This is a genomic window from Allobosea sp. P1_B10 (assembly GCF_056406735.1).
The window spans coordinates 135,259-158,115 of record NZ_JBFTZP010000009.1 but is presented as its reverse complement, the minus strand read 5'-3'; the positions used below and the strand labels follow the sequence as shown (position 1 = coordinate 158,115).

Annotated in this window: 22 protein-coding genes; 9 read left to right on the top strand and 13 right to left on the bottom strand. The window is 65.8% G+C overall.

Going from position 1 to position 22,857, the window contains the following annotated elements; genetic code table 11:
* The first annotated feature begins 111 nt into the window (after positions 1-111).
* The 3 genes from pdxR (at position 112) to AC1D2L_RS19185 (ending at position 3,735) form a co-directional block, all read left to right on the top strand.
* A complete protein-coding gene (gene pdxR, locus AC1D2L_RS19195; protein WP_476847492.1) occupies positions 112-1,596 on the top strand; it encodes a MocR-like pyridoxine biosynthesis transcription factor PdxR in 1,485 nt (494 codons plus the stop codon).
* 113 nt (positions 1,597-1,709) lie between these two features.
* On the top strand, positions 1,710-3,320 hold the full coding sequence (locus AC1D2L_RS19190) for a GMC family oxidoreductase (RefSeq protein ID WP_476847491.1): 1,611 nt from the start codon (positions 1,710-1,712) through the stop codon (positions 3,318-3,320).
* Between the two features lie 70 nt (positions 3,321-3,390).
* Positions 3,391-3,735: a RidA family protein gene (locus AC1D2L_RS19185; protein ID WP_476847490.1), complete on the top strand. Its 345-nt coding sequence runs from the start codon at positions 3,391-3,393 to the stop codon at positions 3,733-3,735.
* Between the two features lie 71 nt (positions 3,736-3,806).
* Here the strand turns inward: AC1D2L_RS19185 and AC1D2L_RS19180 are convergent, their stop codons facing one another.
* From AC1D2L_RS19180 to AC1D2L_RS19140, 9 genes are read right to left on the bottom strand one after another with little or no spacing between them, the layout of a single operon-like run.
* Positions 3,807-4,223, bottom strand: a complete 417-nt coding sequence (locus AC1D2L_RS19180; RefSeq protein WP_476847489.1) for a Rieske (2Fe-2S) protein — start codon at positions 4,221-4,223, stop codon at positions 3,807-3,809.
* Position 4,224: 1 nt separating this feature from the next.
* Positions 4,225-5,331: an amidohydrolase family protein gene (locus tag AC1D2L_RS19175; RefSeq protein WP_476847488.1), complete on the bottom strand. Its 1,107-nt coding sequence runs from the start codon at positions 5,329-5,331 to the stop codon at positions 4,225-4,227.
* Positions 5,328-6,392 carry an amidohydrolase family protein gene (locus AC1D2L_RS19170; RefSeq protein ID WP_476847520.1) on the bottom strand — a complete coding sequence of 355 codons (1,065 nt, stop codon included), beginning with the start codon at positions 6,390-6,392 and terminating at the stop codon, positions 5,328-5,330. Before AC1D2L_RS19170 ends, AC1D2L_RS19175 begins: the two co-directional genes overlap by 4 nt.
* Positions 6,393-6,394: 2 nt before the next feature.
* Positions 6,395-7,651, bottom strand: coding sequence for an MGH1-like glycoside hydrolase domain-containing protein (locus tag AC1D2L_RS19165; protein WP_476847487.1), 1,257 nt, complete (start codon positions 7,649-7,651; stop codon positions 6,395-6,397).
* Positions 7,648-8,715, bottom strand: a complete 1,068-nt coding sequence (locus tag AC1D2L_RS19160; protein WP_476847486.1) for an ABC transporter ATP-binding protein — start codon at positions 8,713-8,715, stop codon at positions 7,648-7,650. The genes AC1D2L_RS19165 and AC1D2L_RS19160 overlap by 4 nt, the downstream gene beginning before the upstream one ends.
* A gap of 43 nt (positions 8,716-8,758) precedes the next feature.
* On the bottom strand, positions 8,759-9,577 hold the full coding sequence (locus AC1D2L_RS19155) for a carbohydrate ABC transporter permease (RefSeq protein ID WP_476847485.1): 819 nt from the start codon (positions 9,575-9,577) through the stop codon (positions 8,759-8,761).
* Positions 9,574-10,422 (bottom strand): carbohydrate ABC transporter permease, encoded by an 849-nt coding sequence (locus tag AC1D2L_RS19150; protein ID WP_476847484.1) that lies wholly within the window; start codon positions 10,420-10,422, stop codon positions 9,574-9,576. The genes AC1D2L_RS19155 and AC1D2L_RS19150 overlap by 4 nt, the downstream gene beginning before the upstream one ends.
* Positions 10,423-10,431: 9 nt before the next feature.
* Positions 10,432-11,724 (bottom strand): ABC transporter substrate-binding protein, encoded by a 1,293-nt coding sequence (locus AC1D2L_RS19145; protein WP_476847483.1) that lies wholly within the window; start codon positions 11,722-11,724, stop codon positions 10,432-10,434.
* Positions 11,696-12,775, bottom strand: coding sequence for a substrate-binding domain-containing protein (locus AC1D2L_RS19140; protein WP_476847482.1), 1,080 nt, complete (start codon positions 12,773-12,775; stop codon positions 11,696-11,698). The genes AC1D2L_RS19145 and AC1D2L_RS19140 overlap by 29 nt, the downstream gene beginning before the upstream one ends.
* 350 nt (positions 12,776-13,125) lie before the next feature.
* Here AC1D2L_RS19140 and AC1D2L_RS19135 point away from each other — a divergent pair, with 350 nt between their 5' ends.
* From AC1D2L_RS19135 to AC1D2L_RS19120, 4 genes are all read left to right on the top strand, one after another.
* Positions 13,126-14,214 (top strand): linear amide C-N hydrolase, encoded by a 1,089-nt coding sequence (locus tag AC1D2L_RS19135; protein ID WP_476847481.1) that lies wholly within the window; start codon positions 13,126-13,128, stop codon positions 14,212-14,214.
* 122 nt (positions 14,215-14,336) lie between these two features.
* On the top strand, positions 14,337-15,176 hold the full coding sequence (locus tag AC1D2L_RS19130) for a hypothetical protein (protein WP_476847480.1): 840 nt from the start codon (positions 14,337-14,339) through the stop codon (positions 15,174-15,176).
* A 278-nt stretch (positions 15,177-15,454) separates the two neighbouring features.
* Complete coding sequence (locus tag AC1D2L_RS19125) at positions 15,455-17,035, top strand: ABC transporter substrate-binding protein (protein WP_476847479.1); 1,581 nt, start codon at positions 15,455-15,457, stop codon at positions 17,033-17,035.
* A gap of 11 nt (positions 17,036-17,046) precedes the next feature.
* On the top strand, positions 17,047-18,540 hold the full coding sequence (locus AC1D2L_RS19120; protein ID WP_476847478.1) for a M81 family metallopeptidase: 1,494 nt from the start codon (positions 17,047-17,049) through the stop codon (positions 18,538-18,540).
* A 37-nt stretch (positions 18,541-18,577) separates the two neighbouring features.
* Here AC1D2L_RS19120 and msrA read toward each other — a convergent pair whose 3' ends face one another.
* Positions 18,578-19,102, bottom strand: coding sequence for a peptide-methionine (S)-S-oxide reductase MsrA (gene msrA, locus AC1D2L_RS19115; RefSeq protein ID WP_476847477.1), 525 nt, complete (start codon positions 19,100-19,102; stop codon positions 18,578-18,580).
* Between the two features lie 160 nt (positions 19,103-19,262).
* The gene (locus AC1D2L_RS19110) at positions 19,263-19,763 is read right to left on the bottom strand and encodes a class I SAM-dependent methyltransferase (RefSeq protein WP_476847476.1); all 501 of its coding nucleotides are present in this window, start codon (positions 19,761-19,763) and stop codon (positions 19,263-19,265) included.
* Positions 19,764-19,930: 167 nt separating this feature from the next.
* Here AC1D2L_RS19110 and AC1D2L_RS19105 point away from each other — a divergent pair, with 167 nt between their 5' ends.
* Positions 19,931-20,911: a Bug family tripartite tricarboxylate transporter substrate binding protein gene (locus tag AC1D2L_RS19105; RefSeq protein WP_476847475.1), complete on the top strand. Its 981-nt coding sequence runs from the start codon at positions 19,931-19,933 to the stop codon at positions 20,909-20,911.
* A gap of 30 nt (positions 20,912-20,941) precedes the next feature.
* Here AC1D2L_RS19105 and AC1D2L_RS19100 read toward each other — a convergent pair whose 3' ends face one another.
* Together AC1D2L_RS19100 and arfB are read right to left on the bottom strand one after the other, a co-directional pair.
* Entirely contained in the window at positions 20,942-21,523 is a 582-nt protein-coding gene (locus tag AC1D2L_RS19100) for a regulatory protein RecX (RefSeq protein ID WP_476847474.1), read from the bottom strand.
* Positions 21,524-21,943 carry an alternative ribosome rescue aminoacyl-tRNA hydrolase ArfB gene (gene arfB, locus AC1D2L_RS19095; RefSeq protein ID WP_476847519.1) on the bottom strand — a complete coding sequence of 140 codons (420 nt, stop codon included), beginning with the start codon at positions 21,941-21,943 and terminating at the stop codon, positions 21,524-21,526.
* Positions 21,944-21,980: 37 nt separating this feature from the next.
* Between arfB and mazG the strand changes: the two genes are divergently transcribed.
* The gene (mazG, locus tag AC1D2L_RS19090) at positions 21,981-22,820 is read left to right on the top strand and encodes a nucleoside triphosphate pyrophosphohydrolase (protein WP_476847473.1); all 840 of its coding nucleotides are present in this window, start codon (positions 21,981-21,983) and stop codon (positions 22,818-22,820) included.
* The last annotated feature ends 37 nt before the right edge of the window (positions 22,821-22,857 follow it).

The window sequence follows — 22,857 nt, the reverse complement described above, 5'->3', positions numbered from 1 at the left end:
CCCTGCGCGATTGCAGGGCTGCGGCATGCCTTGAGAAAGGGGCTTGAATTGGTCTGAACCCAAGGTCCATTCTGGCGAAAGCAGCAGACCAATAGCTGCGCTGGGGGGACGATGGTCAAACGAGAGGAAGGCGTGCTGCTGCAGTCGATCGTGCTGGACCGCGATGGGCCCTACGGGCTCAGCGTCCAGATCTGCGTCGGGTTGCGGGAGTTGATCCTGAGCGGCGCCCTCAAGGTCGGCGAGCGGCTGCCGGCGACGCGGACCCTGGCACAGGAGTTCGGGGTCGCCCGGACGACCATAGTCGAGAGTTTCGAGCGGCTTGCCGCCGAGGGGCTGGTGGAGACGCGGGTCGGCGCCGGAACCTATGTCAGCCAGGCGCTGTCGAGCGAGCGGCCCGCGCCTGCCGCAGCAGCAGTCGCGGTGCCGACCGCGAAGCTCAAGCTGGCGCAGGCGATGGACTCCGCCTCAAAGCTGTTCGGCGCGCGCCTGCCGCATCAGGCCCGCGCCTTCACCACGGCGCTGCCGGCATTCGACGCCTTCCCCATGGCGCAGTGGGCGATGCTGTCGGGCCGGCACTGGCGCAAGGCGCGCCATCAGGTTCTCGGCTACCCCGACCCGCATGGCGAGGCGGTTCTGCGCCAGGCGATCGCAGCCCATCTGCGGCTCAACCGCGGCATCGCCTGCGAATGGCAGCAGATCTTCATCGTCGCCGGCGCGCAGCAGGCCTTCCAGCTGCTCGCCGCGACGTTGATCAATCCCGGCGACAAGGTCTGGTTCGAGAACCCGGGCGCAATCGGCGCGCGCAACAGCCTGATCCTGTCGGGTGCCGATATCGTGCCGGTGCCGGTGGACGATTCCGGGCTGATTGTGGAAGCCGGACTGAAGCGGGCGCCGGACTTCAAGCTCGCCTTCGTAACGCCCTCGCACCAGCAGCCGCTGGGCGCGAAGATGAGCCTGGAGCGGCGGCTGGCGCTGCTCGAGGCGGCACAGGCGAGCTCGGCCTGGATCATCGAGGATGATTGGGACGGCGAGTTCTGCTTCCATGGTGCGCCGATCTCGACGCTGACCAGCATCGATTCCACCGGACGGGTGATCTATGTCGGCACCTTCTCGAAGACGCTGTTTCCGTCGCTGCGCCTGGGCTTCCTGGTCGCGCCGCCGCAGCTCGCCGAGCAGATCGGCATTTGCCTCGATGCCTATTCGCCCGGCGTCCCGACGGCCTTGCAGGGCATCGTCGCCGATTTTATCGTCGAGGGCCATTTCGCCACCCATGTCCGGCGCATGCGCAAGCTCTATCAGGAGCGCCACCAGGCACTGCTCGACGCCGCAAGCGAGCATCTGGCGCAGGATCTGACGGTGGTGCCGACCCATACGGGCATGCACACCGTCGCCTATCTCCGGGACGGGCTCGATGCGTTGGCGCTGACGCAGGCAGCCGCGAGGCGTGGCATCACGGTCGCCCCGATCAGCCGCTTCGGCCTCGAGCCAGTCGAGCGCGACGGGCTCGTGCTCGGCTTCAGCGGATTTACGCCCGCGCAAATCCAGGCCGGCGTGCTGGGCCTGCGGCTGGCGATCGACGATCTCGCCCGAGACTGAGCGAACCAGGATTGGACTGGCCCCGCAGGCAGAATGGCCCTTAGCGGCAAGCCCAATTCTCCGTAGACCTTTCTGACATTCGCAGTGCCGGTGCTCCCGGCGGGGAGACCGCCTTGCAGGAATGGGACGTCATCGTCATCGGCGCGGGCTCGGCCGGCTGCGCGCTGGCCGGACGCCTCGCCATGGCCGGACGCGGCCCCATCCTCGTTCTGGAGGCCGGTCCGCGAGATCTCAGTCCCTGGCTGCATCTGCCGATCGGTTACGGAAAGACCTTCTACAATCCGCGGCTGAACTGGATGTACCGGACGCAGCCCGAGCAAGGGCTGGCCGGCCGCGAGATCTATCAGCCGCGCGGCAAGGTCGTGGGCGGTTCGAGCGCGATCAACGCGATGGTCTATGTGCGTGGCCAGCCGGAGGATTTCGACGGCTGGGAGCGCATGGGCAATCCCGGCTGGGGCTGGGGCGAGGTCCTGGCGAGCTATCGCCGGATGGAGGACCATGCGCTTGGCGCCTCGGCCTGGCACGGAGCGGGCGGCCCCTTGCATGTCGAGGATATCTCGAAGGCGGTGCACCAGCTGACGCCGCTGTTCCTGAAGGCTGCCCAGGAGGCCGGCCTGCCCTTCAACCCGGACCTGAATGGGGAGAACTGCGAGGGCGCCGGCATCTACCAGATCACCACGCGCGGCGGCCTGCGTGAATCAGCGGCGCGCGCCTATCTGCATCCGGCCAGGAAGAGCGGGCGCGTGCAGGTCGAGACCGGGGTGCTCGCCTCGCGCATCGTCTTCGAGGGTCGGCGCGCCGTCGGCGTCGAGGGTGTCCGAGATGGCCAGCCGGTCCATTTCCGGGCCACCAGTGAGATCGTCATTGCCGCGGGCGCGATCAACTCGCCGCAACTGCTGCAGCTGTCAGGCATCGGCGCGGCAGAACTGCTGGCCCGACACGGCATCGCGACGGTGCACGCCTTGCCGGCCGTGGGCCAGAACCTGCAGGACCATCTCTGCTATGACCATGTCTATCGCTCGCGTCAGCCCAGCCTGAACGACAGCCTGCTCTCCTGGCCCGGGCGCATCGGCATGGCCCTGCAATACGCGCTGAACCGCAGCGGCCCGCTGTCGCTGAGCGTCAACCAGGGCGGCGGCTTCTTCAAGACCCGGCCCGATCTCGACCGGCCCGACATGCAGCTCTACTTCTCGCCGCTGAGCTATGAGCGCGCCCTGCCCGGCATACGTGCGCTGATGAAGCCCGACCCGTTTTCCGGGTTCAGCACGAGCATCTCACCCTGCCGGCCCCGCAGCCGGGGGCATATCGCGATCCGCTCGGCCGATCCGCATGAGGCACCCGAAATCGCGCCGAACTACCTCTCTGATGAGCAGGATGTCCGCGATATCCTCGTCGGCGCCCGATTCCTGCGTCGCCTGGCCGCCGCGCCGAGCTTTGCTGCCCTGATCGAGAGCGAAATCCGCCCGGGCCCGGCCTGCATCGACGACGAGGCGCAGCTCGAGGCGATCCGGCAGCAGGCCTATTCGGTGTTCCACCCCTGCGGCAGCTGCCGCATGGGCCCCGATCCCGCGAATTCGGTCGTCGATGCGAGCCTGAGGGTGCATGGGCTCGAAAACCTGCGGGTCGCGGATGCCTCGATCTTCCCGACCATCCCCTCGGGCAACACCAACGCCCCGGCCATAATGGTCGGAGAGCGAGCGGCCGAGATCATGCTCGCACAATAGCGCGCGCACGATCATCGGCCGCCCATCGCAGCAAGGTCCGCCGGGCCTTCAATACCCTCATGGAGAGATCATGATCACACGTCACGAAGTCACCGGACGGCTGAGCAAGGTGCTCGTCGCCAACGGCTTTGCCTTCCTTTCCGGACTGACAGCCGGCGATCGCAGCGGCGGCGTTGCGGCGCAGACCGCCGACATCCTCGCGCAGATCGACGGCTATCTGAAACTCGCCGGCACGGACAAGAGCCGCATCGCAGTCGCCAATATCTGGCTCAAGGACATCTCGACCTTCAGCGAGATGAACGGCGCCTGGGAAGCCTGGGTCGACAAGGCCAATCCTCCGGCCCGGGCGACGGTGGAGTCGCGCCTGGCTGCCGACAACATCCTGGTCGAGATCCAAGTTCAGGCCGTCGTCTGAGCTGGCCGACAAGAGCCTCCCCGCCAGCTCATCCGGGCTGGCGTGGAGGTCGCGCGTGTGCTCGCAGGCCCTCAGGCCTCGACCACGATATAGTCCTGCTCGACCATGACCGGGACCGTTTCGGCCTTGTAGGGGCCGTCGAAGAGGTCGGCGCCGCGCTTCACCTCGACCTCATAGGCCTTTGCGCGGATACGCCCGGGCTCGGCGCGGGATTTGCCCGTGCGGATGTCGAATTCCCATCCATGCCAGGGGCAGCGCAGTATCTCGCCGCGCCGGGTGTAGCTGTACTCGCCGGGTTCGGATCCGGCTTCGACGAGGCCGGTCGTGCGGCCCTGGCAGAGATCGCCGCCCTGGTGCGGGCAGCGATTGAACAGGCCGAAGAACTCGCCGTCGAGGTTGAAGATCACGACCTTGCGGCCGGCGACCTCCGCGACCAGCCGTTCGCCGGGTGGCAGATCCGATGCCGGCGCGATCACATGCTTGGCCATCTCAGCCGATCCCGTAGAGCGCCCTGGCATTGTCGATGAAGAGCGCCTGTCGTGCCTGATCGTCGAGCTTGACCGGCACGGCCCAGAGCGGGTCGTCGAAATCCCAGTGCGGGTAGTCGGTGGCGAAGAGCAGGCGGTCGATGCCGATCCATTCGACGATGTCGTGGAAATGCTTGCGCTTCTCCGGCTCCTCCATCGGCTGGGTCGTCATCCAGACGTGGTCGCGGATGTAATCGGTCGGCTTGCGCTTCAGATGCGGGGTCTCGTCGCGCATGCGGCTCCAGTGCTTGTCGAGCCGCCAGCCCAGCGACGGCAGCCAGGCGAGGCCGGCCTCGATCAGCACAACGCGCGTACCGGGATAACGCTCGAAGACGCCCTCCAGCACCATCGAGGTCAGCAGCGCCTGGCAGCATTGCGAATGTCCGACCATCTCCTCGATGTAATAGGACGGCCAGCCGCCGGCCGTGACGGGATAACCGCCATAGCCGAAGGCATGCACGCCGATGGGCAGCTTTGCACGCTGGGCAGCCGCGTAGATCGGCCAGTAGCGCCGTTGGCCCAGCGGTTCGGCGGTGCGGCTGAGCACCAGAACCTGGACGAAGGCCTCATGCCCGGCCCAGTGGTCGATCTCGGCGGCAGCCGCCGCGGGATCCTCGTAGGGCACCACGATCGAGGCCTTCAGGCGGCTGTCCTTGCTGGTCCATTCAGCGACCTGCCACTCGTTCAGCGCGCGCGACAAAGCTGCGCTGTAGTCGAGGTTCTGGGCCGCGCCGGCAGCAGGGGCGATCACGGTCATGACACCGAATTCGACCCGGTTGGCGTCGAGATGCTGCTTCTGCATGAAGCCGAGATCGCTGCCGGGCCTTCCGTCGACAGGCCAGGCATCGAGGCGGGCAGCGTCGGGCTGGCCCTTGGGATAGGCCGGGCCGCTCTGATAGCCGTGACGCGGCAGCATGCCGTAGCTCAGCGCATGCTCCTGCCAGCGCTTTGGCAGATACGGCAGGATGTCGGAGGGCTTGCTCAGGCAAGGGTGGATGTCGCAATCGGCGATCACGGGCCGCACGATTGCGGTGTCCGCCTGCGGCTTGGTGGGAAGCTCCATGTTCATGCCAGATCCTCCTTGATGCGGGGATAGGTCGCCAGCGGATTGTCGATCAGGATCTTGCGCCGGACGCTGTCGGGCAATCGCGGCGGCAGGACGTCGGCCCCGTCGAACTGCCAGTGCGGATAGTCGCTGGAATAGAGCAGCAGATCCTCCGAGCCCATCTGGTCGAGCACGCGCTGGAGCGCGTCGCCATCGACTGGCGCATCGACCGGCTGCAACGTGAATCGGACCTGGTCGCGGATGATCTCCGGCGGCGGGCGGTCGACCCAGGGGATCTCCATGCGCAAGCCACGCCAGTATTTGTGCAGTCGCCAGAGATAGGCCGGCAGCCAGGTGAAACCGGATTCGATCAGCACGACCTTGAGGTCAGGGAACTTGCTGAAGACGCCCTCGCAGACGAGACTGGTCAACTGTGTCTGAAAACCTTGCGCCTGGTTGACGTAGTCCTCGGTGAAATAGGACGGCCAGCCGACAGGCGTGACGGGATGGCGATAGGTCGAGCCGGCATGGATCCCGATCGGCAGCCCATGCCGGTTCGCGGCCTCGTAGATCGGCCAGAGGCTTCGCCGGCCGAGCGGCTGGTCGCTGAGACAGGGCAGCAGGACCTGCACGAAGCGGCGGTCGCCGGCCCGGCGCTCGATCTCTGCCGCGGCGAGGTGGGGGCTCTGGATCGGCACCACGATCGAGGCGCGCAGGCGCGGGTCCCGGTCGAGCCATTCCGCCGCCAGCAAGTCATTGACGGCGCTCGCGAAGGCAGCCGCCATGTCCTCGCTGAACAGCGTCGTCACGGCGTAGAGGCAGTTCAGGATGCCGGCCTGCGCGCCAAAACCGTCGAGCGCCTGCGATCCTAGCAAGGCCACATCCGAGCCGGCCTTCCTCCCCTCGATCCGCCAATCCGGACGCGACGAGATCGGCGCGCGCAGGGGATAGCTCGTCGATTCCAGATCATGGATGCCGCGCTGCGCGACCGCATCGGCCCATTGCGGTGCCAGATAGGGAATGAGCGAGGCGATACCGGGCACCGCCGGATGCAGGTCGCAATCGATTGCGCCGCGGGTCGGCATAGTCACGCTTTGGCTCCCTCTGCGAGCAAGAGATCAATTGCAGCCGTCCAGGAAAACGTGCCGCCGCCGATGCCGTTGCGATTTGTGGGGTCGAAATACTCGCTGAAACCTGCGTCGCCGATGAGCCGGCGGGTATCATCGACGACCAGCGCCGCCGCGTCCGCTTCTCCGGCCTCGCGCAACCCCTGCGCGATCATCCAGCTGACGACGGCCCAGACCGGCCCGCGCCAATAGCGCTGCGGCTCGAAGGCGGGCTCCGCCGGATCCGTCGACGGCACCAACGCGATGCCTTCGCGCCGCCAGGATTTTATCCGCGCCGCGAGCACCCCAGCGTGGTCATGCAGGCCGGCGAAGAGCGGCAGGAAGCCGGCGGACGTCCTGACCGCGATGGGGGTGTCCGTGACGATGTCGCAGGAGATGTAGGAGCCGAGCTGCTCGTGCCAGAGCGTCGCCAGCGCGGCTTCCTTGCGGGCGATCCGAGCGGAGATCGCCGCCATGTCCGCTGCCGAGCCGAAGCGTCGCGCAAGCGCCAGCAGATCCCGCTCGGCTCGCAGCAGGATCGCATTGGTCCCGACATCGGCCACCTTGAAGGGCGAGACCTCCAGCATCCGCGTCGCATCCCATCCGGCCTCGCGGAAGAGATCGACCAGATGGATGAAGCGCTGGTACTCGATGCCACGCGGACGGAACGAAGCATCGACGAGGCTGGTGTCGCGGCGGCGGATTTCGGTCACGGTGTCGGTTGGCACGCGCTCCAGCGCAACGTCCCAGGCCGGACTGTTGTCCATGCCTGTCTCCCATGGATGCAGCGTCGCGACGAGGCCGCTGCGAACGGGATCGCGCGCCCTCTCCCACCACTCGTGGTTCAGGAGCAGGCGCGGATAGATCGCGGCCGCCCGCTCCTCGCCCGCCGCGCCCAGTTGCTCGAGCACGGAGCGCACGGCGCTCGCCAGCACCGGCGGCTGCGTGATCCCCGATGTCGGAGGATTTCGCTTGATGCCCCAGACCTCTGGGCCCGGGAAATAATCGTCGGAGGGAGCATGGAAGACGATCTGCGGAATCAGTCCGTCCTCCCATTGCCCTTCGAGCAGGCGCTCGATCTCGCGCCAGGCGCGCGGGCCGTCGAATGTCGCCCATCCCATCGCGACGAAGGCCGAATCCCAGTTCCACTGGAAGGGGTAGAGCCGGTCGGTCGGCACGGTGTAGCCACCCCGGTCATTGGCGCGCAGCACGGCGCGGGCCTGCTCGATACGCGTCATGGGCGGGTCTCCAGGGCTAATCCATCGCGGTTCATCCAGCTCAGGCGCCCGATATCGGGCTTGAGCCGCAGGGTCGCGCCGGGTGTCAGTGGCGGCAGCGCCCCGCCCGCCGGCAGCACGACCCGTATCGGCTGCCCGCCGGCTGCGGTGCCGGTCAGCTGGACCTGTGGACCGAGCAGCTCGGCGACCTTAAGGGACATCGGGAAGCCCGCCTCCCCGTCTTCGGCCAGCGCGACATCCTCTGCCCGCAGGCCCAGCAGCAAGGTTTCGGGCGCGCCTGCCGGTGCCGGTAGCGGCATGCCGTCGAGATCGACGCGGCCGTCCGCAACGCGCAGTTCGAGGAAGTTCATCGGCGGGCTGCCGACGAAGCCACCGACGAAGCGGGTGCGCGGCCGGTCATAGATGTCCGAAGGTGTGCCGAACTGCTCGATGCGGCCGCCATGCATCACCGCGATCCGGTCGGCGAGGCCCATCGCCTCGGTCTGGTCGTGGGTGACGTAGAGGGTGGTCGTGCCGGCCTCTGCCAGCACGGCCTTGAGCTCGGCGCGCATCTCCAGCCGCAGCAGCGCATCGAGGTTAGACAAGGGCTCGTCCATCAGCAGCACCGCCGGCTCGACAGCGAGCGCACGTGCGACCGCGACGCGCTGGCGTTGGCCACCCGAAAGCTGGGCGGGATAGCGCTTCAGCAGGCCCTCGATATGCAGCAGCGACGCCGCCTTCTCGACCTGCGACGCGACACGCGCCTTGTCGGCCTTGGCCATGCGCAGCCCGAAGGCGACGTTCTCGAACACAGTCATGTGCGGAAAGACCGCGTAGTTCTGGAACACCATGGCGAGCCCGCGCTTGCGGGGCGGCAGGCCCGAGACGTCGCGATCGCCGATCAGAATGCGGCCGCGGCTCTGCGATTCCAGCCCGGCGACGATGCGCAGCAGCGTGGTCTTGCCGCAGCCGGATGGCCCAAGCAGGGCGAGAAACTCGCCGTCGGCGACCGTGAGATCGACCTCCGCCAAAGCGTGGACGTCGCCGAAGGATTTTGCCACGCCCTGGATCGTTATGCTGGCCATTCAGAAGCTTTCAAGTCGTTGGCGCGGACCGTGCCCGGGCCGCCTAGCGGTTGCCGATGCCCCACATCGAGAACAGGCGGCGACGCACGAGGAAGATGAAGAGGACGGAGGGCACGATCAGGATCAGGCCACCGGCGAATTGCAGGTGCAGCGGCGATTCCGAGAGCACCGACAGGAGATAGGCGGTCAACGTCCGCTGCCGCACCGTCAGCACGGACGCGGCAAACACCTCGTTCCAGGACAATACGAAGGCGAAGATCGAGGCCGCCGCGATTCCCGGCAGGGCCAGCGGCAGCACGACGCGCAAGAAGCCGGTGAAACGCGAGCAGCCGAAGACCCAGGCCGCCTCCTCCAATTCCCTGGGGATGCCCATGAACAGGCTGGCGCAGACCAGGGTGGCGAAGGGCGTCGCCAGCACGGCATGCACGAGCGCAACGCCGAAGGGCGTGTCGTAGACGCCGAGCCGGATGAAGGAGACCGTCAGCGGCAGCGCAAGGATCGCGACCGGAAACGCGCGCGTCATCAGGATCAGCACGCGGTAGGCGCCCGCCCCGCGAAAGCGGAACCGCGCCAGCGCGTAGCCGGCGGGCACGCCCATCGCCAGCGCCATGGCCATCGTCATGGCGGCAGCCTGGATGCTGACCCATGTCGCCCGCCAGACGCCGTCGATGGCGAGGAAGGTCTGCAACGTCGCCAGCGAGATGCCGAACGGCGCGAAGGGCTTTGGCCATTGCGAGACGATGTCGCGCCCGCCCGTGGCGCCCAGCGCCAGCAGGTAGATCGGCAGCAAGGTCCAGACGCAGAGTACGGCAAGCCCGGCGAAAAACAGCGAGCGGTCGAAGCGGGCGGCGCGCGGGTTCATGAGCGCTGCTCCGCCGGTGTCCGCAGCGCGACCAGATAGACGATCGTTGCTGCTATCGAGATGGCCATGACGAGGACCGCATAGGCTGCCGCGACCCCGTAATCCTGGCTGAAATACTGCCAGTTGAAGGCTTCGCTGACGAGAACGGGGAAGTTTCGCCCGCCCAGAGCGAGCGCCATCGCGAACATCTCGAAGGCGAGCACGGTGCGCAGGATCAGTGCGGTCTGGATGCTGGGCTTGAGCAGCGGCAGTGTGATGCGGACGAAGCGCTGCCAGTTGCTGGCGCCGAAGACCGCTGCCGCCTCCTCGTATTCCTTGGGCAGCAGTTGCACGCCTGCCAGCAGGATGACGAAGACGATCGCGGTTGCGCGCCAGATCTCGGCGATGACGATCGCCGCCAGCAGGGCCAGCGGCGTCTCATAGGTCAACCAGGCCTGGGGCTGGCTGATGAGGCCCATCTGGAACAGGAGCGAGTTGAACCAGCCCTGGTCGGTCAGGATTGCGAGCCAGACCAGCCCGGCCGCGAGGTCCGAGATGCCGAGCGGGATCGACCAGATCCAGACCAGGATGTCGCGGCCGCGCTTCACCTGCCGCAGCATCATCGTCATGCCAAGCGCCAGCGCGACCTGCAGCGGCACGGCGAGCAGCACCACGGTGAAGGTGTTGCGCATCGCGTCGGAGAAGTTGAGGTCGTCGGCCATCCGGTGGAAATTGCCGAAACTCCAGACGCCGCTCTGCTGGAAGGCCAGAATCGCGGTCTGCCCGAGCGGGACCAGGAACAGTCCCGTCAGGAACAGCACCGAGGGGGCGATCAGCAGATATGGCAGAGCGGGGTGCTCACGCATGACAGCTGCTCACTCGACCGGGCACGCTCCCTGGCTCGGCTTGTCCGGCAGCCAGCACGGCGCCTTGGTTTCCGTCATGATGCGCTTCAATGCCTCACCCTGGCGGTCTAGCGCGGCCTTGGGATCCTCTCCTCGCAGCACGATGCGCTGGAACGTGTCGACATAGACCTTGTCGAACTCGCCGCCGCGCTGGTCGAGACCCACAGGAAGCAGGCTGACGACAGCGTTCCTGGCGCTTGTCATCCTCTGAACCGCGTCGATCTGGAGCTTGAGGCCTGGGTCGATATCGGCCGGCATGTCCACCTTGGCGACGGGGAAGAAGGCGACCGCCTTCGCGGTCTTCACTTGCACGTCGGGGCGGGTCAGATATTCGATCAGCTTCTTGGCCTGCTCGGCCTGCGGCGCCCCCTTGGCGATGGCCAGCCCCGCGACGACGGGCATGTAGCCGAGCCCCTTGGGACCCGATGGCGCCGGGAAGGCGACGAAGTCGTCAGGCTTGCGCGACAGTGCGTCGATCAGCCTCGCGACATGGTCGAAGGCGACCCACACATCGCCCGAAAGCAGCGGCTCCTGCATGAAACCGTAGTTCGTCGAGTTCGGATTGACGGTCTTCCAGAGCTCGCGGAACTTGGTCCACATCGCGACCGCGTCAGGTGACTTGAAGGTGGTGACCACGCCTCCCGTGAACGAGGGATAGAGATAGCCCTCGAAGAAGCGGTGCATCAACCCCGTCGGCCCGGCAGGGAATCCGAGCATGCGCTTGCCCGTCTTAGCCTGAATGTTGGCGCCCCATTGGGCCAGCTGGTCATAGGTCAGCGCGTTGATGTCGGCGCCTTCCGGCAGGAAAGGCAGGGCCTGCTTGTTGGCAACCATGATGTAGGTCGCCTGCATCCAGGGAATGAACATCTGCTTGTCGGTGCCGAGCTTGCCGGCCTCGACCATGCCCGGATTGAGGCCGCGGTCCTTGAGAGTGGCCAGCACGTCATCCAGCGGCATCAGCGAATCCGCCGCCAGCGGCTGGAGTTCGCCATGGAGTGCACCGATCAGGCTGGAGACCGGCTTGCCACCCTGCTGCTCCGCCCGGATGTGAACACCGAGCTGCGGCGGCTGCTCGGTGACGAACTCAGCCCCGCCCGGAAAATCCTTCAGGATGTCGGTGCGGAGCTTCTGGGCCGATTCGATCGGGCGCAGCTGCGTCGACAGGAATACGACCTGCGCTGCGGCCGGATTCGCGGCGAGACCGAGCGCCAGGGCAGCGACAGCCCCTGAGAGTTTAAGCTGGGTCGCGAAGGCCTTGATCATGGATTGTGTCCTCCCTGGATTCGCTACGGCTCTTGGTCTGGCCGTTGGCAGTCGGTGCCGGTCCGTCGGAGCGGCGGGCAATGAATTTGGCGTGGCGAAGTTCGCGCATCTGGGCGCCGCTCTGGCCCGCGAGCTGCGCCAGCAGCATGTCGAGGATCGCCTGAGCGGCACTCTCGATGTCCGGGTCGAAGCTGGTCAGCGGCGTGGCGATGTAATGACCGACGGCCGAGTTATCGAAACCGATGACCGAAACGTCATGGCCGACCTTGAGACCCGCGCGATCCAGAGCGTGCAGCGCCCCGAAAGCGAGGCGATCGGTGGCGCAGAGCAGCGCAGTCGGTGGCTCGCGCGCGGCCAGCAACTTCACCGCAAGACGATAGCCGTTCTCCTCGCTCGGCTCGACGAACCCGGCGGGGCCGATGGCGATCCCGGCTTTCGTAATGGCCTCGCGCCAGCCGGCCTCCCGGAAGAAGCCGAAGCCGTATTCGAGCGGAGCGCCTATGAAGCCGATCTGGCGATGCCCGAAGCGGAGCAGGCGTTCGGTGGCCGCCTTAAAGGCCTCGGCGGCATCCGTATCGACCCAGGCGTGCCCACCCGCTTCGGTGCGCCCATAGGTGACGAAGGGCAGCCCGGCCTCGCGAAGATAGGAAACGCGTTCATCGTTCAGCCTGGTGCGGGCGACAATCATCGCATCCACGCGCCGGTTCTCTACGAACTGGCGGTAGAGCGCGAGTTCCTCGCTGCCCCCGTGAGCACTGGATACGATCAGATCGAGCCCCGCCTCGGCGAGGCGCGGCCCCATCGCGCCGATGAGGCGCAAGAAGAACGGCTCCCCCAATTGCCCGGGCGCGGTCGGCAACACGATGCCGACCGCATCGCTGCGTCCGCCGCGCAAACGCCGCGCGATCGTGTTGGGGCGATAACCGATGCGATCGGCCTCTGCCTGGACGCGCTTGCGGGTGCCCTCGGCCACGTCGTCATGACCGCCCAACGCCCGCGAGACGGTCGTGACGGACAGGTCGAGACTGGCGGCAATCCGGATCAGCGACATGGGTCCTCGCGCAAAAACGCTAATCCGAAACGTTTCGGTGTGTCAAGGAACCGTCGCTAGAGTTTCAAAACACACAGTTTTTCGGATTCACGGCCGCCGCACGCGCGACCGTGTACGGCCCAAAATGCGCTCGTGGAGTCCACAACCGCACCATCGCCTCACCTGTGGATGCTCCAAAAGCAGGGAAGCCACCGAAAACCGCACCGCCTTGCGCGCAAGCTGCATGACGGGTACCCAGTCAGGCATGCTTTTTCTTCGATAGACTGGATGACAAGGTACATTCGTCAATTGTTGGGCTCGGGGAAGAATATTAAATGAAAAGTGTAAATGCGCGTTCGAAACAATTTGGCATGAACGTTCGCCGTAAATTTGTAGCATTATTGGCCGCATCCGCCCTCACCGCGTCCCAGACCGCTCAGGCCTGCACAAGTTTCCTGATTCGAACGACCGACAACAGCGGCGTCTATGCACGCACGATGGAATTCGGCTTCGACATGCAGTCGCGTGCACTCGTCATCCCCCGCAACTACAAGCTTGCGGCGACAGGCACCGGCGGCAAATCCGGCATGAGTTGGACCGGACAATACGCAGCTGTCGGCATGAATGCGCTGGGCGCCGAGGCGCTCGTCGACGGGATGAATGAAAAGGGGCTGGTCGGCGGAATTCTCTACTTCCCCGGCTTCGCCGGTTACACGGACCCCGCAAAGGCTGACCCAGCGAAATCCCTCGCGCCCTGGGAGTTCCTGACCTGGGCCCTGACCAGCTTCGCGACCGTCGCCGAACTCAAGGCCGCGCTGGGTGACATCGCGATCATCAATGTCGTCCAGGAAAACATGGGGATTGCCCCGCCGGTGCATTACACGCTGCATGACGCGACCGGCGCTTCGGTCGTCATCGAGCCGATCGACGGGACGCTCAAGGTTCACGACAATCCGCTGGGCGTCATGACCAATTCGCCGTCCTTCGACTGGCACATGACCAACCTGCGCAACTATCTGAAGCTCTCCCCGGTCAATGCCGAGCCGCTGAAGATCGGCTCGCAAACCTTTGCCGCTCTGGGCCAGGGGTCCGGCATGCTGGGTATCCCCGGCGACCCGACGCCCCCCTCGCGCCTCCTGCGCGCGCTGGGTTACACGCTTTCGGTCGAGAAGAAGCCCTCGGGCCCCGAAAGTGTCCGGCTGGCGGAGCACATCATCAGCAATTTCGACATTCCGAAGGGCTGGGTACGCGACAAGAACCAGGGCAGCGAGCCACTGGAATACACCCAGTGGTCGACGGTCGCCGACCTCGCGAACAAGGTCTATTACGTCAAGACCTATGACGATCCGGTTCTGCGGGGCATCGACCTGACGAGCTTCGATCTCGACGCGAAGACACTCGTCAGCGCCCCAATGACGGCGGCCATGACACCTCCTGCGCTGGCTTTCCCCAAGCGCTGAGCCATCAGCCGCGCCTTTGCCTTGGGCCCAGCCGTCAATTGACGGTAACACCCTTGGCGGAGGAATCGCGGCTGGTCCCGTAGAACTCCCTTTTGAACCGCTCGCGCCGGGGGACCATCATCATGACTTCGACGACACCATTCCTTTCACTACGGTCCGCAGCCGCCGCGGCCTTGCTTGGCGCAGCGACCGCATTCGTGCCGGCTTGCGGCGCGCAGGCGGCCGATCTGCGCCCGGCTGCAGCTCAGAGCCCGACGGCGCCGGTCAGCCTGCGCGACTGGTCGCTGGTCATCACGCCCTATATGTGGGCCTCCTCGCTCAAGGGCGATGCCGCCGTGCGGGGCTATAGCGCCAACGTCGACGTCCCGTTCAGCGAGACCCTCAAGCAACTGCAGTTCGGCGCAATGGGCGCAGCGGAGCTCAGGCGTGGCAATTTCGGCGGCTACATCAATGCGGAATACGCCAAGGTTGCCAGCGAGAAGCATTTTTCGCGAGCTACGCTCGGCGTCGGGATGAAGAACTACCTGGTCTCGGGCGGCCTGTACTATCGCGTCTTCGAGTCGCAACTTGGCGGCAACACCGTTTTCGGCTCGCCGCGTGTCTTCGCGATCGAGCCCACGGTCGGCCTTCGCTACGCGCGGCTGACAACCAAGCTTCGAGTGGGAGGCTTCGGTGTGTCGGCGAGCGAAAGCTGGCTCGACCCGTTCATCGGCACACGCGTCACCTATGACATGAGCGACCGCTGGAACCTCGCTCTGGAAGGCGATGTCGGCGGCTTCGGTGTCGGCACGCGCCTGAGCCTCAACGGCCAGGCCGCAATCGGCTATCGCACGACAATGCTGGGCCTACCCACCACGTTCAGGGCTGGCTATCGCGTGCTGCACCAAGATTTTCGCGATGGTGGCTTCCAGTGGAAGGTAACCCAGCACGGACCGATCGCAGGCGCATCAATCCAGTTCTGACAAGCGCCCCACCGGCGAGCGCGGCAGGCAGCACATGGTCAAAAGGGCTGGCGGCATTCGATGCCGCCAGCCCTTTTTTGAGTCTTAGATTTCAGTGTTCCGGGCGTGCCCGGCCGTGCCGTTACCTACAGTAAGTCGGCAATTTCCGGCTTATTTGCAGATCCGCCGCCGCGCGACTTGCGCCCGTGATTTCCGGCGCTCTAGGATTGCTCAACGACATCGCGGCGACGCTCCATGATCCGCGACCATTCCATCTGTTCCAACGGAAGGTTTACGGTATGAAGCGTCGTACATTTCTTGGCGTGGCCGCAGGAGCTGCGGTCTCCGGGCTTGCAAAACCCAGTATCGCCCAGCCGGCCAGGGTGCTGAAATTCGTTCCCGAGGCCGATGTCGCGATCATCGATCCCGTCTGGACCACCGCGACCGTGACCCGCAATCACGGTTATCTCGTCTTCGATACGCTCTATGGCCAGACCGCCGACTATAATTTCGAGCCGCAGATGGTGGCCGGACATACGGTCGAGGACGATGGCAAGCTCTGGCGCCTCACGTTGCGCGAGGGCCTGCGCTTCCACGACGGCGAGCCGGTGCGCGCCCAGGACGTCGTGCCGAGCATCAAGCGCTTTTCCGCCCGCGATGCTTTTGGCCGCGCCCTGATGGATGCCACCGACGAGTTGTCGGCAGAATCCGACCGCGTCGTTAAGTTTCGCCTGAAGCGGGCCTTCCCGCTCCTTCCGGCAGCGCTCGGCAAGACCGGAACCTCGATGCCCTGCATCATGCCAGAGCGCTTCGCCGTGACCGACCCCAACAAGCAAGTCACCGAGATGGTCGGGAGCGGCCCCTTCCGCTTCAAGGCGAGCGAGCGCGTCTCTGGTGCCCTGACCGTCTATGAGAAATTCAGCGGCTATGTTCCGCGCGAGGGTGGCTCGGCCAGCTTTACGGCCGGCCCCAAGAACGTGTTCTTCGATCGCGTCGAATGGCGGATCATGCCCGACCCTTCTACGGCGGCCAATGCGCTGAGCGCGGGCGAGATCGACTGGTGGCAGAACCCGACGCCGGATCTGCTCGGCGTGCTGAAAGACCGCGCCGGCGTGAAGATCGAGGGTCTCGATCCGGCCGGCGGCATCGGCTGCCTACGGTTCAACTGCCTGCATCCGCCCTTCGACAATCCCGCGATCCGACGGGCGCTGCTCGGCGCCATCGACCAGACCGAGTACATGACCGCGGTTGCCGGCGACGAGCGTTCGATGTGGAAGGACCATGTCGGCGTGTTCAGCCCCGATACGCCGCTGGCCACGCGGGCCGGGACCGAGGCACTTGTCGGAAAGCGTGACTTCGCGGCGGTCAAGCGAGCGCTCGCCGAGGCCGGCTACAAGGGCGAGCGCGTCGTGATGCTCGACCCCAGCGACTATCCCTCGACGCATGCGCTGGCGATGGTCGCGGCCGACGCGCTGCAGAAATCGGGGATGAATGTCGACCTGGTCTCGACCGACTGGGGCACCGTCGTGCAGCGACGCGCCAGCCGGCAGCCCGCCGACAAGGGCGGCTGGAACATCTTCTTCACCTATCTCAACGGCACCAATAACTTCGACCCCGCGAGCCAGCTCGGGATTCGCGGCAATGGCGACCAAGCCTGGTTCGGCTGGCCGAAATCGCCGCGCCTCGAGGAACTGCGCGCCGAATGGTTCGTGGCCAAGGACATTGCTGCCCAGAAGGCGATCTGCGCCGAAATCCAGAAGCAGTTCTTCGTCGACGTGCCGTACATCCCGCTGGGTGCCTATTACGAGAAGACCGCCTATCGCGGGCTGACAGGTATGCGCAACGGCTTCGCCCAGTTCTATGACGTCAAACCCGCCTAAAACGGATCACCATGCGTATCGCTGTCCTTCAATTTGCCCACGAGACCGTCACCTTTCTGCCCAATGACACGAGGAGGGAGGATTTCATCTATCCGGGCTCGCCGGCGAGCGGCGAGGCACTGCTTGCCACCGATCCGAAGGGCTATATGGGCGGCTTCGTCCAGGTCGCGCGCGAACATGCCGATGTTGAATTGATCGGCATCACCTCGCCGCTCTGGCCCCTCACGGGGATCGGCTCGGGCTGGATCACCCGGGATGCCTACGAGCATTTTTTGGGGATCATGGTCGCGGAACTCAAGGCGCAGTCCAGTCTGGACGGCGTCTATCTGGCGCTGCACGGCGCGCTGGCTGTGCGCGGGGTGCCGCGTCCCGAGGCCGATATCGCGCGACGCGTGCGGGAGGTCGTCGGCAGGGACGTCTTCATCTCGGCCACTTTCGATCCCCATGGAAATGAGGACGAGGCCTTCCTTCAGCAGGCCGACATGGCCTTCAGCGTCAAGTATTTCCCGCATTACGACATGCACCTGCAGGGCGAACGGGCGGCGCGCATGCTGGTCCGCGCGATCCGCGGCAGCTTCAGGCCCGTGCACCGCGCGCTGCGGATCCCGATCATCGCGCCCACGGTGGTGATGTGGACGGGCGCCTCGCCATGGTCGGACCTGATCCAGCGCGCGCTGATCTGGGAGGCGCGCGAGCCCGATGTCTTCGTCAATATCTTCTTCGGCTTTCCGTGGTCGGACGTGCCCGATGTCGGCATGGGGCTTCAGGTCCTCACCAATGACGATGCGGCTCTCGCCGAGCGAGTGATCGCCGACATGGCAGACTGGATCTGGCGCCGGCGCGAGGCGCTGGTCAAAAGCGTCGAGATACATGCCATGAAAGAAGGCGTCGCCCTCGCCCGCGACGCGGTGGCGTCGGGCAAATGGCCCGTCGTCCTCGTCGACTACAGCGACCGCTCGGGCTATGCGACCTGGCTGTTGCAGGAGATCCTGGATCAGAAGTTGGAACGCACGCTGATCGCGACGGTCGCCTCGCCCGATATCATTCGGACGGTCCTGGCGGCGGGCGGCAAGGCTGGAGACCCCTTCGATGCCGAGATCGGCGGCCTGTTCGATCAATCGGCCGGCGCGCCGGTCCGCATCTCCGGAACCATACGTTCGGTCCACGCGAAAGGCGGTCGCGGCTCGGGTGACCAGTGGATCTGCGTGAGCTTCGGCAAGGGTAACGTCATCGTGCTCAGCCCCTACCTTGTGCAGATCATGGAGCCTTGGGAGCTATGGCAGCTCGGCCTCTCGCCAGAAGAGTTCGATGTAATCGCGATCAAGTCGCGCGCGCATTTCCGCCGGGGATTCGACGATAGCGGCTTTGCGCCGACGATCCTGCTGGTCGAGCCGCCGCAGCCCTTCCTTGGCACGGTGCATCTCGATGCCCTGCCATACGAGAATCTGAAGCTCGCGGATTATTATCCCTATGGCGAGCCGGAGTTCCCGGCCCGCCTCGGGTAAAATCAGCCTTTTAACCTCGGCTTCCGACCCTGTTCGCTCAGCCTGCCGCGTGCGAGCTGGCTGCGCGCACGGGGAGCTTCCATTCGGGACGCACGCGATGGCAGGTGTAGCCGCTCGGAAGCCGCTCCAGATAATCCTGGTGCTCCGGCTCGGCCTCCCAGAACTCGCCTGCCGGCGTCACATCCGTGACGACCTTGCCTGGCCAGAGGCCGGACGCGTCGACGTCGGCGATGGTGTCGATCGCGACCGCGCGCTGCTCGTCGCTGGTGTAGAAAATCGCCGAGCGGTAGCTGTCGCCGAGATCATTGCCCTGGCGGTTCAGCGTGCTGGGGTCGTGAATCTGGAAGAAGAACTCGAGCATGTTGCGAAAGCTGGTCTTAGCGGGGTCGAACACGATCTCGATCGCCTCGGCATGGCCGGCATGATTGCGATAGGTCGCATTCTTGACGTTGCCGCCGGTGTATCCGACGCGGGTCGAGATCACGCCCGGCAAGCGCCGAATAAGCTGCTGCATGCCCCAGAAGCATCCGCCAGCGAGGACCGCACGTTCGGTAGCGCTCATGTCAAATCTCCAGCTTGTTGCTTTGCCCTGGGAGCGGGATCGGATGGATCGGCGCTCGGCGGAATTGGGCTAGATATGAGCAGCCGCACTGGAGCTCGCAAGCCCGACTCCTGAGGTCGTGACGCGTCGCATTGCGATGTCAGGCGCATGCGCGCGCCACTCACACCGCGCCGGGGCGTCGGCGATAGGCGAAATAGCGGTCGACCGGTACACCCTCTGGGAGGGCCGTGGACTGCAGCGCCTCATGCTCGAGCGCCGAGCCGCTGATCACCAGCGCATCATCGCCGGCCACCACTGCGACATGGCTGGGCAGCCAGGCAAGCGCAACGGCGTCGCGCTCGGGAACGCCGGTGGTCGCATCGACATGGACGAGGACTGCGTTGCGGCCGTGACGGGCCGCGAAGGCAGGCAACGTCTCAGCCATGTCGCCGAGGACCAGCCTGTCGACCGGCGGCAGCGAACGCGGATTGGCCTTGGCCTCGCGCTCGAAGGCATGGATCTCCCGTTCCGGCAGGATTTCGCGCAGATGATCGTAGGTCCGGCCGTTGCCCAGCCCCAGCTCGAGCACCAAACCCTCGCGCCCTGCGATGGCGGCGGCAGCCCAGTTCAGGATGAGGCGCTGGGCCTCCAGGCGGCGGATGAAACTGTCGAGGCGGCTCATGCTGTTCCGATCGGTGGCGAGGTGGCGCAAGTCAACCGCGCCATGCTTGCCAAAGCAACCAACGAATGGCCTAATCCCGTCCAACTGCGGCAGCCATCGGGCCACGCCGCTGCCGAAATCCGGCCGATCAGAGCTGGAAGTCATGGATCGAGGGAGAACGTCAAGCAATGATCACGTCACGACGCCTGTTGCTGCTGCTTGCCGCCGCTGGACTGACCGCAGGCGCCGCCCTGCCAGCCGCGGCGCAAACCTGGCCGACGAAGTCGATCACCTTCATCGTGCCCTTCCCGGCAGGCGGCGGCACGGACGCCTTCGCCCGGCCGCTGGCGGCACAGCTCGACCAGCAACTCGGCCACCGCATCATCATCGACAATCGCGGCGGCGCGGGCGGCACGGTCGGTGCTTCGGCGGCGTCGAAGGCCGCTCCCGACGGCTACACCTTCTTCATCGGTGCGGCCCACCATGCCATCGCGCCGGCGCTCTATCCCAAGCTCGACTACAACCTTGAGAAGGATTTCATCCCGATCGGCGTCATCGCGCAGCCGCCGCAGGTTGTCGTCGTCAATCCCAAGAAGGTCGAGGCCAAGACTTTGGCCGAGCTGATCGCCTTCGCCAAGGCCAATCCCGACAAGCTGAACTATGCCTCGGCAGGCAACGGGACGACCCATCACCTGGCAGGCGAGTTGTTCAAGCTGCTGGCCAAGGCTCCCCTGACGCATGTCCCCTACCGCGGCGCCGGCCCCGCGATGCAGGATCTCGTCGCCGGCCAGGTCGATGTCATGTTCGACGGGCTGGGATCGTCTGCGCCACAGATTTCCGGAGGCTCGCTGCGGGCCCTCGCCGTCGCGGCGCCCAAGCGCGCCGACGCCATCGCCGACGTGCCCACAGCCAAGGAGGCAGGGCTTGATGGCTATGAGGTCGCGACCTGGTACGCAATCTGGGCGCCCAAGGGCACGCCGGACGCGATCGTCGCCCGCATGCGCGACGAGATCGAGAAGGCCCTGAAGGTTCCGGCGATCGCCGAGGCCTGGAAGAAGAACGGCTCGACCATTCCTGCCCTTTACGGGTCGGACTTCGGCAAGTTCGTCACCGCCGAGATCGCACGCTGGGGCAAGGTTGTAAGCGACGCGAACATCCGGCTCGACTAACGCAGGAATATCGGGGCCCGCCTGACCGGGTCAGGTTTCCACCTCGTCGCCCGCATCGTCAATGACGCTGCGGGCGACGTTCATTCTGAACCCCGCTCGCGCCAATGCCGCGAGATCCTTCTGGCGATTGGCGATGCGGTCGCCGCGGCTCCAGGGCCCGAGTCGCTTGCGTCGCGCTGCGATGCGCGCCGCGGCCAGTTCCTGCTCGTCATCGCTGGCACTGTGCTGCGCCGCGAGTTCGCGGGTAACGCCCTTGGCCGCAAGCTTTGCAGCCACCGCCCGAGACGATTGCCCCTTCCGGCGCAAGCTGTTGGCACGGGCCTCGGCAAAACGCGCGTCGTCGACGAGCCCAGATGACTGGCATCGCGCCACGACATCGTCGAGCATGGCGTCAAACAGCGCGGGCTCGTCGCCGTGATGGCGGCAGCTCACCATAACCTTGCGCTGAAGCACGCGGCGCAACTGCCCCGAAGGCGCTGCGTAGCGCTCGAGGTAATGCATCGCGGCCCGCTGCAGATAGTCAGGCGTGATGCGTCGCGGCGCCTTTCGCTCCGGGCGTTGGGCCCTGGCGAAGCGCCTGCCGCCGTCAGGCGGCGTCTCGTCGTCAGCCAATCAGTCAGCCCCCGGCTTCGAGCGACCGGCCTTGATGGACGAGCGCTTGTCCTTTGATACGAGGCGGCGCTCCTTCGAGGCCTTTGTCGGCTTGGTAGGCCGGCGCACCTGTGGCGGGATGGCGGCTTCGCGGATCAGCGCGAGCAGGCGCTCCAGCGCCTCCTCGCGGTTGCGTTTCTGGCTGCGCTGCGACTGCGCGACGATGAGGATGACCCCGTCCAGGGTCAGGCGGCTGCCCGCGAGCTTCATCAGGCGAATCGCGACGTCGTTCGGCAGCCCGGGCGAACGCCTGGCGTCGAATTTGAGCTGGACCGCGCTCGACACCTTGTTGACGTGCTGCCCGCCCGGCCCGGAGGCCCGGACGAAACTCTCCTCGATTTCGCTCTCGTCGATGGCGATGGACGGCGTCACTTGAATCATGGGAGAGACCCTAGCCCATTCCACGGAGACCTGCACGGTGAAGCCCTCCGGAGACATTTCCCGCCTGATCGAGATCATGGCGGCGCTGCGCACCCCCGGCACCGGCTGCCCCTGGGACCTCGAGCAGGATTTTGTGTCGATCGCGCCCTACACGGTCGAGGAGGCGTATGAGGTCGCCGACGCCATCGCGCGTGGTGACCTCGTCGACCTCAAGGACGAACTCGGGGACCTTCTGCTTCAGGTGGTCTACCACGCGCGCATGGCGCAGGAGCAGGACGCATTCGCCTTCGCTGATGTCGTCGAGGCCGTGACCTCGAAAATGATCAGGCGCCATCCGCATGTCTTTGGCGATGCCCGGGATCTCTCGCCTCTCGAGGTCAAGGCGCTTTGGCATCGCATCAAGGCGCAGGAAAAGGCCGAAAAGGTCGCCGCTCGCGAGGCCGCTGGCCTGCCCGAGAAGACAGAGGACAAGGGTGTTCTCGCCGGCGTGCCGCACACGCTGCCCTCTCTGACCCGCGCCTGGAAAATTCAGGCCAAGGCCTCGACAGTCGGCTTCGACTGGAACGATGCCCGGCTCGTGCTCGACAAGATCCGGGAGGAAACTGCGGAGATCGACGAGGCGCTCGCCTCAGGCGACAAGGCGGCGATCAAGGAAGAGATCGGCGACCTGCTGTTCGTAGTCGCCAATCTGGCACGGCATGTCGATGCCGATCCCGAAGGCTGCCTGCATGCCGCGAACGCGAAATTCGAGCGCCGTTTCAAGGGCATAGAGCAGGCGCTCGAAGCGCAGGGCAGATCCGCGAAGGATGCGACCCTCGAAGAGATGGAAGCGCTCTGGCAGGCAGTGAAGCGCTCAGAAAAGGCACCAAACGCCTGAACCGAGCCCGCGTCCTGGAGCGCCGCAGAGCGGCGTC